This window comes from Pseudomonas syringae (genome assembly GCF_021605415.1).
Classification (GTDB): domain Bacteria; phylum Pseudomonadota; class Gammaproteobacteria; order Pseudomonadales; family Pseudomonadaceae; genus Aquipseudomonas; species Aquipseudomonas syringae_S.
In genome coordinates, this window is record NZ_WKEQ01000010.1 from 62,246 (window position 1) to 75,166 (window position 12,921).

11 protein-coding genes and 1 pseudogene are annotated in these 12,921 nt (G+C 59.7%); 8 read left to right on the forward strand and 4 right to left on the reverse strand.

Annotation, left to right across the window (positions count from 1 at the left end; all coding sequences use genetic code 11):
- Positions 1-23 precede the first annotated feature (23 nt).
- The 7 genes from pqqF to GIW69_RS09540 all read left to right on the forward strand — a co-directional run bounded on the left by pqqF (position 24) and on the right by GIW69_RS09540 (position 7,732).
- On the forward strand, positions 24-2,426 hold the full coding sequence (gene pqqF, locus GIW69_RS09510; RefSeq protein WP_236482017.1) for a pyrroloquinoline quinone biosynthesis protein PqqF: 2,403 nt from the start codon (positions 24-26) through the stop codon (positions 2,424-2,426).
- Positions 2,427-2,584: 158 nt separating this feature from the next.
- A complete protein-coding gene (gene pqqA, locus GIW69_RS09515) occupies positions 2,585-2,659 on the forward strand; it encodes a pyrroloquinoline quinone precursor peptide PqqA (protein ID WP_003422658.1) in 75 nt (24 codons plus the stop codon).
- A gap of 82 nt (positions 2,660-2,741) precedes the next feature.
- A complete protein-coding gene (gene pqqB / locus GIW69_RS09520) occupies positions 2,742-3,653 on the forward strand; it encodes a pyrroloquinoline quinone biosynthesis protein PqqB (RefSeq protein WP_236482019.1) in 912 nt (303 codons plus the stop codon).
- A 133-nt stretch (positions 3,654-3,786) separates the two neighbouring features.
- Positions 3,787-4,539: a pyrroloquinoline-quinone synthase PqqC gene (pqqC, locus tag GIW69_RS09525; protein WP_236482021.1), complete on the forward strand. Its 753-nt coding sequence runs from the start codon at positions 3,787-3,789 to the stop codon at positions 4,537-4,539.
- The gene (gene pqqD, locus GIW69_RS09530) at positions 4,536-4,811 is read left to right on the forward strand and encodes a pyrroloquinoline quinone biosynthesis peptide chaperone PqqD (protein WP_236482023.1); all 276 of its coding nucleotides are present in this window, start codon (positions 4,536-4,538) and stop codon (positions 4,809-4,811) included. Before pqqC ends, pqqD begins: the two co-directional genes overlap by 4 nt.
- Before the next feature lie 7 nt (positions 4,812-4,818).
- Complete coding sequence (gene pqqE / locus GIW69_RS09535; RefSeq protein ID WP_496570908.1) at positions 4,819-5,955, forward strand: pyrroloquinoline quinone biosynthesis protein PqqE; 1,137 nt, start codon at positions 4,819-4,821, stop codon at positions 5,953-5,955.
- The gene (locus GIW69_RS09540; RefSeq protein WP_236482026.1) at positions 5,921-7,732 is read left to right on the forward strand and encodes an alpha/beta hydrolase family protein; all 1,812 of its coding nucleotides are present in this window, start codon (positions 5,921-5,923) and stop codon (positions 7,730-7,732) included. Before pqqE ends, GIW69_RS09540 begins: the two co-directional genes overlap by 35 nt.
- A 101-nt stretch (positions 7,733-7,833) precedes the next feature.
- On the opposite strand, the gene GIW69_RS09545 is transcribed toward GIW69_RS09540, so the two are convergent.
- The 3 genes and pseudogenes from GIW69_RS09545 to GIW69_RS09555 form a co-directional block, all read right to left on the reverse strand.
- Positions 7,834-7,992, reverse strand: coding sequence for a YqaE/Pmp3 family membrane protein (locus GIW69_RS09545; protein WP_003228885.1), 159 nt, complete (start codon positions 7,990-7,992; stop codon positions 7,834-7,836).
- An 82-nt stretch (positions 7,993-8,074) separates the two neighbouring features.
- Positions 8,075-8,301: pseudogene (locus tag GIW69_RS09550) on the reverse strand (helix-turn-helix domain-containing protein); the annotation flags it as partial.
- 174 nt (positions 8,302-8,475) lie between these two features.
- The gene (locus GIW69_RS09555) at positions 8,476-9,759 is read right to left on the reverse strand and encodes an aminotransferase class III-fold pyridoxal phosphate-dependent enzyme (protein ID WP_236482027.1); all 1,284 of its coding nucleotides are present in this window, start codon (positions 9,757-9,759) and stop codon (positions 8,476-8,478) included.
- A gap of 168 nt (positions 9,760-9,927) precedes the next feature.
- On the opposite strand from GIW69_RS09555, the gene GIW69_RS09560 reads away from it, so the two are divergent.
- Positions 9,928-10,857 carry a LysR family transcriptional regulator gene (locus tag GIW69_RS09560; RefSeq protein ID WP_236482029.1) on the forward strand — a complete coding sequence of 310 codons (930 nt, stop codon included), beginning with the start codon at positions 9,928-9,930 and terminating at the stop codon, positions 10,855-10,857.
- 228 nt (positions 10,858-11,085) lie between these two features.
- On the opposite strand, the gene GIW69_RS09565 is transcribed toward GIW69_RS09560, so the two are convergent.
- Positions 11,086-12,864 carry an acyl-CoA dehydrogenase C-terminal domain-containing protein gene (locus GIW69_RS09565; protein ID WP_236482031.1) on the reverse strand — a complete coding sequence of 593 codons (1,779 nt, stop codon included), beginning with the start codon at positions 12,862-12,864 and terminating at the stop codon, positions 11,086-11,088.
- Positions 12,865-12,921 lie beyond the last annotated feature (57 nt).

Below are 12,921 nucleotides of genomic sequence, written 5' to 3' on the forward strand. Positions count from 1 at the left end.
ACTTCACTGCTCTGGAAGTGCCCATGCCTGCGCCGACTCACCTTCGCCCCCATTCAGAAACCCTCGCCAATGGCTTGCGCGTGATCTTGCGTCATGCGCCGAACCTCAAGCGCAGCGCAGCAGCGTTGCGGGTCGCGGCCGGCAGTCATGACGTGCCGTTGGCGTGGCCGGGGCTGGCGCACTTTCTTGAGCACCTGCTGTTTCTCGGCACCGAGCGTTTTCCTGCGACCCAAGGGCTGATGCCCTACGTGCAAAGTCATGGCGGGCAGGTAAACGCCAGCACTCGCGAACGAACCACTGATTTCTTCTTTGAATTGCCGACCCGAGCCTTCGCCGGAGGGCTTGAGCGTCTGTCAGACATGCTCGCCCACCCGCGTATGAATTTGGACGATCAGTTGCGGGAACGGGAAGTGCTGCAGGCGGAATTTGTTGCCTGGTCGCAGGACGCCACGGCGCAACAGCAAATGGCATTGTATGACGGCCTGTCGGCGGCGCATCCACTGCGCGGATTCCATGCCGGCAATCGTGACAGCCTGCCGGTGGACAATCCGGCGTTTCAGCAAGCACTGAAGGACTTTCATCAACAGTTTTACCGCACCGGACAAATGACTCTGAGCTTGACCGGGCCGCAGAGCCTGGAGGCGTTGCGTTTGTTGGCAGAACAGTTCGCAGCCGGGCTGCCGGTTGGGGATAAGTTCTCGCAAGCCGCTACCGTTCCGTTGATGGATGGCCCGCCGAAAAGTTATCAACAGGCCACCGAGCGCCAGGTCAATTGGCTGTTCGCGTTCGAAAACCTGCCGGACTCGGCGGGCGACGCATTGGCATTTTTGTGTCACTGGATCAACAGCCCGAAACCCGGTGGATTACACGCTCATTTGCAGCAACTTAACCTCGCCGAGGGCGTGATAGCCAAGCCACTGTATCGCTTTGCCAGACAAGCACTGTTGCACATCCAGTTCACGGCGAATGCCGAGTCGGCCACCGTCATTGGCGAACAGCTACTGGACTGGCTCGGCTTCTTCGCCGCGCGGCAGGACTGGCCTGCACTGCGCGAAGAATACGCAACATTGCTGCAACGTCAGCAACAGGTGAGCGGCGCTCTGCAACTGGCGCGGCTTGAAGATTCGAGCCTGTCCGAATCCGCCGTCGCCGCATTGAAACAAATCCTAAAAGAAATGGGCGCTGTGGATAACTTCAGCACTCACTGGCAATTGCCGGGCGCCAACCCCTTCCTGCGATCCACCGAGCCACCGGCCAACGCCGGCCTGATTCGCGGCCAGACCAGCGCTCACCGTGGTTTGCGCACCTTCGCTCAGGATCGTTCGCGCAATCGTCGGGAACATTCAGCGATGCAGTTCAGCCAGGTTTTGCCGGACAACACCAGCGAAGGCGCCGTGTACGTGCGCTGGGTATTGGCGCGGGCGCCCGACGCTGATCTGCAATATCGACTTGAAGAGATTATTGAGGACGCGCGCCAGGCCGGCGTCGAATTGTCCTTCACCTGCGCGGGAAACCAGTGCGTGCTGAAACTGACCGGGCTTCAGGAACTGATGCCCGGTGTCCTGGAACACGCGCTGAAAATTCTCACGCAACCTGACGCCGATTCCGTTAAACAGGCGCCGCAAACGTTGTTGATACCGATCCGTCAGTTGCTCCAAGTTCTTCCCGACCATTGTCTTGAACCGGCGGCGACTGTCGTTGACACCCCAAGCCTGTGGACAACGGCGCGTTGGGACGGACTGGCGCTTGGTCTCAGTCACCAGACCCAGGCGGCGATGGGCCTGGCACTCAGCCGGATTCCCGGTGTGCCCGACAATCAATTGCCCGCGCCCGCCGCAATCAGTGGCCTGCGACTGTGGGATCAAATCGACTGCACCTCCACCGAACACGCTATTTTGCTGTTCTGCCCGACAGCCAGCCGTGCAATCGCCGACGAAGCGGCTTGGCGTCTGCTCGCGCATTTGATCCAGACACCGTTCTATCAGCGCCTGCGGGTAGAACTGCAATTGGGCTACGCGGTGTTCAGTTCGCTGCGCCAGATTCATGGCCAGACGGGAATCCTGTTCGGCGTGCAGTCGCCGAATGTTGCGCCTGCGGCGCTGCTTGAACATCTTCAGCAGGTTGTCGACAGCTTGCCGGCGATCATCGGCAATCTCGATGATTCGAGCCTGAGCGAGCAGCGCCAGGCCTTGGCGGATCAAATTGATGAACGGAACCTGTCGTTCAAGGAGGCGGCCGAGTTGCTCTGGCAGGCCAAACTTGCGGGCCACTCGTCGGAATATCTGTCGCAGCTCGCCAGCGCTTTGGGCCAACTGGATCGCGCCAAGCTGCTCGCCAGTGCTCAACAATTGATCGACGCCGCTGGCGGTTGGCGCTGTCTAGCGACTTCCCCGACACCGGGCGCCCCATGGCAAGCGGCAAAATGATCATTACCGACGCTGCAACGAGCTTTCTCAAAGTTTCACGGGCAATCCCCCTGAAATTTTGAGTAACATAGCAGCCTATCTAAATGGAACATCCCAGTGCTGCCGTGGACTATACCTATGGATAGCGCTATCCCACCCACCTGAAGAAGGAGTCATTTATGTCTTGGACAAAACCAGCCTACACCGACCTGCGCATCGGCTTCGAAGTCACCATGTACTTCGCCAGCCGCTGAGTTCTGCTTCTAGAAAATTGCAGTGCAACGCCTCGGCTCGCCGGGGCGTTTTTATTTTCAGCGTTGAAATGATGGAGCGCTCATGTTTGTCCAGATTCTGGGTTCCGCCGCCGGCGGTGGTTTTCCGCAGTGGAACTGCAACTGCGTCAACTGCGCAGGTTTTCGTGACGGCAGCCTGAATGCCCACGCCCGCACCCAATCGTCCATCGCAATCTCCGATGACGGCGTGAACTGGGTGCTGTGCAACGCTTCGCCGGACATCCGCGCGCAGTTGCAAAGTTTCGCTCCGATGCAACCGGGCCGAGCCCTGCGCGACACCGGCATCAGCGCGATCATTTTGATGGACAGTCAGATCGACCACACCACCGGTCTGCTGAGCTTGCGCGAGGGCTGCCCGCATCAGGTCTGGTGCACGGACATGGTTCATGAAGACCTGAGCACAGGTTTTCCGCTGTTCACCATGTTGACGCACTGGAATGGCGGGCTGGACTGGAACCGCATCGAACTCGACCAGAGTTTCACCGTCGCCGCCTGCCCGAACCTGCGTTTCACCCCGCTGCCACTGCGCAGCGCCGCGCCGCCTTATTCGCCACACCGCTTCGATCCGCATCCGGGCGACAACATTGGCCTGATCGTCGAAGACTTGAAGACCGGCGGCAAACTGTTTTATGCGCCGGGCCTGGGCAAGGTGGACGCGCCGCTGCTCGAAATCATGGCCGCCAGCGACTGCCTGCTGGTGGACGGCACGATGTGGGACGACGATGAAATGCAACGTCGCGGCGTCGGCACCCGCACCGGGCGCGAGATGGGCCACCTCGCGCAGAACGGCCCCGGCGGCATGCTCGAAGTGCTTGAGCGATTGCCCGAACAACGCAAAATCCTCATACACATCAACAACACCAACCCGATTCTCGATGAAGATTCGCCGGAACGTGCCGAACTGGCGCGGCGTGATGTTGAAGTGGCCTTTGATGGCATGAGTATTGTGCTGTAACGGATAGCCCTATCGCTGGCAAGCCAGCTCCCACAATGTTCTGTGGCGTACACGAAACCTGTGGGCTGGCTCGCCAGCGATGACGTCTGTACAGACATCCAAGATTCCAACGGTTGTTCCCCGGAGAACCGCAATGACCGACACCCCGATGTCCCCCGCTGAATTCGAAGCGGCCCTGCGCGCCAAGGGCGCCTATTACCACATTCATCACCCGTATCATGTGGCGATGTACGAGGGGCGCGCCACCCGCGAGCAGATTCAGGGCTGGGTCGCCAACCGCTTCTACTATCAGGTGAACATCCCCCTGAAAGACGCGGCGATTCTTGCCAACTGCCCGGATCGCGAGATCCGTCGCGAGTGGATCCAGCGCCTGCTCGACCACGACGGCGCGCCCGGTGAAGACGGTGGCATCGAAGCCTGGTTGCGCCTCGGCGAGGCTGTCGGCCTCGACCCGGATCAACTGCGTTCTCAGGAACTGGTGCTGCCTGGCGTGCGATTCGCCGTCGATGCTTACGTCAATTTCGCCCGCCGCGCCAGTTGGCAGGAGGCCGCCAGTAGCTCGCTGACCGAACTGTTCGCACCGCAGATCCACCAGTCGCGCCTCGACAGCTGGCCGCAGCATTACCCGTGGATCGACCCGGCCGGTTATGAATATTTCCGCACCCGCCTCGGTCAGGCGCGCCGCGACGTTGAGCATGGCCTGACGATCACGTTGCAGCACTACACGACCCGCGAAGGCCAAGAGCGCATGCTGGAAATTCTCCAGTTCAAACTGGACATCCTTTGGAGCATGCTCGATGCCATGAGCATGGCCTACGAACTGAACCGCCCGCCGTATCACAGCGTCACAGCAGAACGGGTCTGGCATAAAGGAATCACCTTATGAGTTTCGACCGCAGCAAAACCCCGACCTGGCGTCCCGGCTATCGTTTCCAGTACGAGCCGGCGCAAAAGGGCCACGTGCTGCTCTATCCGGAAGGGATGATCAAACTCAACGACAGCGCCGCGCTGATCGGTGGTCTGATCGACGGCGAGCGGGATGTCGCGGCCATCATCGCCCAACTCGACGAGCAGTTCCCCGGCGTGCCTGAACTCGGTGAAGACATCGAGCAATTCATGGAGGTTGCCCGTGCGCAGCACTGGATCGAACTTGCCTGACTCATCGGTGCAAGTACCGCCCACACCCGAAATCGGCCTGCCGCTGTGGTTGCTTGCCGAGCTGACGTACCGCTGCCCGCTGCAATGCCCGTATTGCTCCAATCCGCTGGATTTCGCCGAGCAAGGCAAAGAGCTGAGCACCGAGCAGTGGATCAAGGTGTTCAAAGAGGCGCGGGAAATGGGCGCGGCGCAACTGGGCTTTTCCGGCGGCGAACCGCTGGTGCGCCAGGATCTGGCCGAGCTGATCGGCGAGGCGCGCAAACTGGGTTTCTACACCAACCTGATCACCTCCGGCATCGGTCTGACCAAGCAGAAAATCAGCGACTTCAAGAAGGCCGGTCTCGATCACATCCAGATCAGCTTCCAGGCCAGTGACGAGCAAGTGAACAACCTGCTCGCGGGGTCGAAAAAAGCCTTCGCGCAAAAGCTGGAAATGGCCCGCGCGGTGAAAGCCCACGGCTATCCGATGGTGCTGAACTTCGTCACCCATCGGCACAACATCGACAAAATCGACCGCATCATCGAGCTGTGCATCGCTTTGGAAGCGGACTTCGTCGAACTCGCCACCTGCCAGTTCTACGGCTGGGCGCAGCTCAACCGCGTCGGGTTGTTGCCGACCAAGGAACAACTGGTGCGTGCCGAACGCATCACCAACGAATACCGCGCCAAACTGGAAGCCGAAGGGCATCCGTGCAAGCTGATTTTCGTGACACCGGACTACTACGAAGAGCGCCCGAAAGCCTGCATGAACGGCTGGGGTAGCATTTTTCTTACAGTCACCCCGGACGGAACCGCCCTGCCCTGTCATGGCGCCCGACAGCTGCCGGTACAATTTCCCAACGTCCGCGACCACACAATGCAGCACATCTGGTACGACTCGTTCGGCTTCAATCGCTTTCGCGGTTACGACTGGATGCCTGAGCCGTGCCGCTCCTGCGACGAGAAGGAAAAGGACTTCGGCGGCTGCCGCTGCCAGGCGTTCATGCTCACGGGTGACGCGAGTAATGCCGATCCGGTGTGTAGCAAATCAGAACAGCACGGCGTAATCCTCAAGGCACGCGAAGAAGCCGAGCACGCCACTCAAACCATCGAACAACTGGCCTTCCGCAATGAACGAAACTCGCGCCTCATCGCCAAAGGCTGAGCCTTTCAGCGCCACTGCCGCCGTTGCCGCCGGGGTGGACTTTGCCGAGCTGCAACTCGGCGACAACGGCTTGTTCTGGAACGAATACCGTCCCGTCGACGCCGCGTGCCGGATCTGGCATTGGCGTGACGGTGAGGCAAAATGCCTGACGCCGGATGGTTTCAGTGTGCGCAGTCGGGTGTACGAATATGGCGGCGGCGCGTTTTGTCTGACCGCTGACGGGGTGGTTTTCGTCAATGAGACGGATCAGCAGCTCTATCGCCAAACCCTGGGCGGCGAGCCCGAAGCGCTGACCCTGGGTGACTGCCGTTACGGTGATCTGCGGTTCGCTCACGGCCAGGTATTGGCGGTCGAGGAACAGTTTGATTGTCATCGACTGGTGGCGATTGATCTGGCCGGTGGTCAACGGCATTTGCTCGCCGAAGGTGCGGACTTTTATGCGGCGCCGACCATCAGTGAGGATGGGCAGCGATTGGCGTGGATTGAATGGAGTCGCCCGCATCAGCCGTGGACGTCGACTCGTCTGATGGTCGCTGAGCGGTTGGCCGATGGTGAGTTTGCCGCGCCTCGTTGCGTGGCGGGTAACGCCGCTGAAGAATCTGTTCAACAACCGCGCTTCGGTGCTGACGGACGGCTTTTCTGCCTGACCGACCGTGGCGGATTCTGGCAACCGTGGGTCGAATCAACGCAGGGCTTGCAAGCACTGAGCAGCGCCGAGGCCGATCACGCGCCGGCACCGTGGCAACTGGGCGGTTGCACCTGGCTGCCGGTGGGTAATAGCTATCTGGCGACGTGGAGTGAGGGCGGCTTTGGCCATCTGGGACTTGAAGGTGAGGACTTCTCGGGCAATTACAGCCGTTTCCGGCATCTGGCGCTGGATGAAAAGTTTATCTACTGCATCGCCGCCTCGCCGGTCAGTCCTTCGGCGGTGATTGCCATTGATCGCGGGTCTCACGACGTCACCGTGCTGGCCGGCGGCAATGCGCCGCTGTCGGCCGAACGCATCAGCCGTCCGCAAACCCTGCGTTATCCCAGTGGCTCGGGCGAAGCACATGGTTTCTTTTACCCGGCGATGAACGGCGAAACAAAGCCGCCGCTGGTGGTGTTCATTCACGGTGGCCCGACATCGGCGTGCTACCCGATGCTCGACCCGCGCATCCAGTATTGGACGCAGCGTGGGTTCGCCGTCGCCGATCTCAACTACCGTGGCAGCAGCGGTTATGGCCGGGCGTACCGGCAAGCGTTACAGCTGGGTTGGGGCGAGGTGGATGTCGAAGACGCCTGCGCGGTGGTGGCATACCTGGCCGACCGCAAAATGATCGACGGCGAGCGTGCGTTCATTCGCGGCGGTAGCGCAGGTGGCTACACGACGTTGTGCGCACTGGCGTTTCATCAGGTGTTCCGCGCGGGCGCCAGCCTCTACGGCGTCAGTGATCCGGTTACACTGGGCCGCGCGACACACAAGTTCGAGGGCGATTACCTGGACTGGCTGATCGGTGATCCGGTTGAGGACGCCGAACGCTACGCCGCCCGAACGCCGCTACTGCACGCCGGTAATATCCGCGTACCAGTGATTTTCTTTCAAGGTGAACTCGACGCCGTGGTCGTGCCGCAGCAGACCCGTGACATGGTCACAGCCTTGGAAAACAACGGCATCCCGGTCCAAGCGCACTACTACGCCGATGAACGCCACGGCTTCCGCCGGGCGGAGAATCAGGCGCATGCGCTGGAATACGAGTGGAAGTTCTATAGAACGGTAATGGGTGTGGCGGATTGAGCTATCGCGAGCAGGCTCGCGCCACAGGGGATTTATCTTGCTCACACTTCCCCTGTAGGAGCGAGCCTGCTCGCGAAGGCGACCATCAGATGCCGCAGCACTCAGCGCTTGGCAATGATGTACACCGCATGCACGATCCCGGGGATGTAACCGCACAAAGTCAGCAGAATATTCAGCCAGAACGCGCCGCCGAAACCTACTTGCAAAAACACACCCAGCGGCGGCAACAGAATGGCGATGATGATGCGGATAAAGTCCATGAGCGTGCTCCTTGAGGGGTTGGCTCAAATGAGCCATACACGCTAATGACCTTTGGCGTTTGTCAGGGTTCAGTACATTGATTCAGGCAAGAATCTGCAGACCGTGCGTCTTCACGATACTCAGCAACTTCAACGCCATTCCGCTGGGGTGCTTATCACCCCCTCCCATTGTTTGATCGTCGAGGCGCTGGTGTTCAGATACCGCGCAAACACCGGCTGACTGACATTGTTACGTTCACGCAACGCCTTGATCTCCTGCGCAGCAAACGCCTCTGGCACCGTTGCCAGGCAGGATTCATCGAATTCGGAAACCGCAGTCCCTGCGAGTGCGCTTTAAAAAACCATTGGCGCAAACAACTCGCAACCGCCAATCCGCGCCCGGCAAAATCCAGCCACAAAAAAACGCCCCACACCAAAAGAATCAGGTATGGGGCGTGCGTTATACCGCGAGACGGTTCGGGAATTCGGACAGGACGGTTCCGATCAGACGGCAATGCCTTTCTTGCATTGAAGTTGCGCGGTGCGCACGCGGGAGAAAGCGCGGGCCAGGCGCAGAAGCATTTCGTCGATGTTGGTTTTGCTGACAGTCAGCGCCGGGGTGAAGCGCAGGCTGTCGGCTTGCGGGGCGTTGAGCAGCAGGCCTTCGTGCAATGCGGCACTGACCACAGCATTTGCTGAATCTTCGGACAGGCTCAGTCCCCAGAACAAGCCTTGACCGCGCAGTTCGCCATGGCCGTAGCGATGGGACAGACGAGCGAGACCTTCGCGCAGGTGCTGGCCGTTGTCGTTGACCTGCTCAAGAAACGTACGATCTTGAACGCTGTCGAGGACGACCAGGCCCGCAGCGGTCATCAAGGCGTTGCCGTGGTGGGTGCCGCCGAGCTCGCCGACGTCGAAACAGCACGCCTTGCCCCGGGCCAGCAGCGCCGCCAAGGGCACGCCGCCGCCGAGTCCCTTGCCAAGCACGACGATATCGGCTCGCACGCCATAGGATTGTTCGGCGAGCAGCGCGCCGCAACGGCCGATGCCGGTTTGCACTTCATCAAGGATCAACAGGATCCCCAATTCACGGCACAGATGTTCGACGCCTTTGAGGTACAACTCGGTGGCAGGAATGACGCCAGCATCGCTCTGGATTGGCTCAAGCATGATCGCTACGGTCTGCGCATCCACCGCCGCGTGCAGCGTCGGCAAATCATTGAATGGCACCCGATCAAAACCCGGCAGCAGCGGTGCGAAGCGGTTGTGCAGGTTGCAACTGTCTGACGCTGACATAGTCGCCAGACTACGACCGTGACAGCCTTGTCGTGCAACGATGATCCGCGAAGCGCCGTTGCGATGCCGTTGCCCCCACTTGCGCGCCAGTTTTATCGCCGCCTCACAGGCCTCGCTGCCACTGTTGAGCAGATAGGCCTGATCGCTGCCGGTGCTGGCACATAGACGTTCGGCGAGACTGAGCATGCCGCGATTGTGCAAATTGAAACCGGGATTGATCAGCGCCTGGGCCTGACTGGCGATGGCTTTGACCAACGCCGTCGGGCTGTGGCCGAGGCTGTTGGCGCCACCGGCCTGAGAGAAATCCAGATACGCGCGGTCGTTGCTGTCCCACAACCAGGAACCCTGGCCACGGACGAACACCTGTTGTGGGCGCTCGACGCAGGGCATCAGGTGATCTGCGCTCAAGCTGTCATCATCCGGCGCTTGGCTGGCGTCGATCGCCAAATCGTCGAGGCTCGGCGTATGACGCCGCAAACTGAACATGTTCATCAACAAAAACCTCGTTTGAGGTTTTTTGAACTGCCTATATAAACTCTCTCAAAGCAAACGCTGGTCATCGCGCTTTCCGGCCCTGTAAGCCTGTGGTTGCGGTTAGACTAGGCGCACTGACGGCACCAGACCATTTCGATTTTCCAGCACTTTCGATAAGAATCACTTATGGATTTCAAGCAACTGCGTTATTTCGTCGCGGTCTACGAAGAAGGTCATGTCGGACGGGCCGCCGAACGCCTGTCGATCTCGCAACCGGCTCTGTCTCAACAAATCCGCCAGCTCGAACAAAACCTTGATGTCACCCTCTTCGAACGCAGCAGCAAACGCCTGTTGCCGACTCTCGCTGCGCACACCTTATACAACCACGCATTGCCGTTGCTCGACGGTATGCAGCGGGCGCGGGAAGCCTTGGGCAACTTCAAGGGCCAGGCGTTGCGCACACTGGCAATCGGTGTCCTGCAAACCGTGCACACCAGTCTGGTGCCGCAAATGCTCGAACGAGTGCGCAAGGCGCAGCCGCATTTAGTCGTGCAGATTTACGAATTGACCGGGCTGGAAATCGAGCGGCGCTTGCTTAATGGCTCGCTCGACATCGGCATCAGTTATTTGCCACCGCGTCAGCCGGGCCTGCAGGGCGTGTTGCTGTACGAAGATGAACTGACGCTGGTCATCCCGGCGGATCATCCATTGCGGGAATTCAAGAAAGTGTCAATGACACAGGCGGCCGAGCTGCCAATGCTGATGCTGGGAGAAGAGTTTCAGATCCGCCAGATCTGGCAGTCGCAACTGGCCAATCTCGGGCGACGTCCGCAGGTGCAGGCTGAGTTGAACAATATGGTGGGGATTCTCGACAGCCTGCCGCACACCCGCTTGGTCACGGTGCTGCCCGGTCGCTCGCAGCGCGAATACGACAATGGCGAACTGTTATGGAAACCGATCAGTGAACCGAGGGTGCCGCTGAAAGTCGGGTTGGTGTGCCGCGATGTGCAACGCCAGCAAGCGTCGTTGGCATTGCTGCGGGCTTTGCTGGAGGAAGTCATGCAGCGTGAAGAGGTGCCACTGCCAGCCGCCGCGCCGCTGAATGGCCTGAGCTGAACACTTTTCTCCAGACAAAAGAAAACCCCGCCGAAGCGGGGCTTTGCAGACTGTTTCCCTGACATCCATTTCACTCCGCCACCCTGGCAGAATCCTACGTGTCCGTGTTGTTGCTAGTGGGCTTCCTGCCCGACGTCCATGAAACAGAGATTAGCCGTGGATCCAATCTGCGCATAGGGGAGAACAGCAGCACGTCATGTAAGCGAATGCTTACATGACGTGCTTTCATCAGAATTGCGCTGCGTCCAGCAGGAACAGCGACTCGCTGCCAGCCTTAACGGATGCACTCAGAGAGTGAATGCGCGGCAGCAGCCGGGCGAAGTAGAACCGTGCGGTGCCCAATTTGCTGGCGTAGAAATCGTCCTGACTTTCTTTCCCATACGCAGCTTTTGCCATCAATGCCCACATGTAGGCGTAGGAAACGTAGCCGAAGGCCTGCAAATATTCGACCGAAGCAGCGCCGATTTCATTCGGGTTGGTTTTCGCCCGATCCAGCAGCCATGCCGTCAATTCATCCAAGGTACCGACAGCATCGTTCAGCGGCTTGGTGAACTCGGCAAGATCCGCGTTGGCGGTCGTCGTGAAGTGACGGATCTCATCAGCGAACAATTGATAAAACGCCCCGCCACTGCCAACAATCTTGCGTCCGACCAGATCGAGCGCCTGAATGCCGTTGGTGCCTTCGTAGATCTGAGTAATGCGCACGTCACGCACCAATTGCTCCTGACCCCATTCGCGGATGTAGCCGTGGCCGCCGAAAATTTGCTGGCCGTGGACGGTGGTTTCCAGACCCAAATCGGTCAGGAATGCCTTGGCCACCGGCGTCAGCAACGCGACCAGATCTTCCGCACGTTTGCGAGTTGTGGCGTCTTCGCTGAACTTGGCGGTATCGAGTTGCATCGCCACATAAGTGGAGAACGCGCGGCCGCCTTCGTTCGAGGCCTTCATGGTCAGCAACATGCGACGCACGTCCGGGTGGACGATGATCGGGTCAGCGACTTTATCCTTGTTTTGCGCGCCGGTCGGCGAACGGCTCTGCAGACGGTCGCGGGCATATTCAACGGCGTTCTGATAGGAACGCTCGCCGGTGGCCAGACCCTGGATGCCGACGCCCAGACGCTCGTAGTTCATCATGGTGAACATCGCGGCCAGGCCTTTGTTCGGCTCGCCGACCAGATAACCGACGGCTTCGTCGAAGTTCATCACGCAGGTCGCGGACGCCTGAATGCCCATTTTGTGTTCGATCGAACCGCAATTCGCCGGGTTGCGTGCGCCCAGGCTGCCATCGGCATTGACCATGAACTTCGGCACGAGGAACAGAGAAATGCCCTTAGGCCCCGCTGGCGCGTCCGGCAGCTTGGCCAACACCAGATGAATAATATTTTCGGTGAGATCGTGCTCGCCACCGGTGATGAAAATCTTGGTGCCGCTGACTTTGTAGGAACCGTCGGCCTGAGGTTCGGCCTTGGTGCGGATGATGCCGAGGTCGGTGCCGGCGTGCGGTTCGGTCAGGCACATGGAACCGGCCCAAATGCCGGCATACATGTTCGGCAGATAAGCCGCTTTCAGCTCTTCACTGGCGTGGGCGTTGATCGACAGGCAGGCGCCGGCGGTCAACATCGGGTACAGACCAAACGACAGGCTGGCGGAGTTGACCATTTCCTCGACCTGAGCCGAAACGGCCTTTGGCATGCCCATGCCGCCGTAAGCTGGATCACCGCCAACCCCGACCCAGCCGCCTTCGGCATACGTTTGATAAGCCTGCGGGAAACCTGCCGGTGTGGTGACGGCACCGTCGGCCCAATGGCAGCCTTCTTCGTCGGCGGCACGGCTCAGGGGGGCGATGCTTTTGCTGGTGACTTTGCCGGCTTCTTCGAGAATCGCTTCGACGGTTTCAGCATCGACGGTGTCAGCCAGTGCAGGCAGTTCCGCCCAGAGCTTGGCGACCTCGAACACTTCATTGAGGACGAAGCGCATATCGCGCAGCGGCGCTTTGTAGTCAGCCATGGCAAACCTCGCAGGATCTAAACAGGTGATTCGTGGGAATGGTGCTTTCGTTGGGCC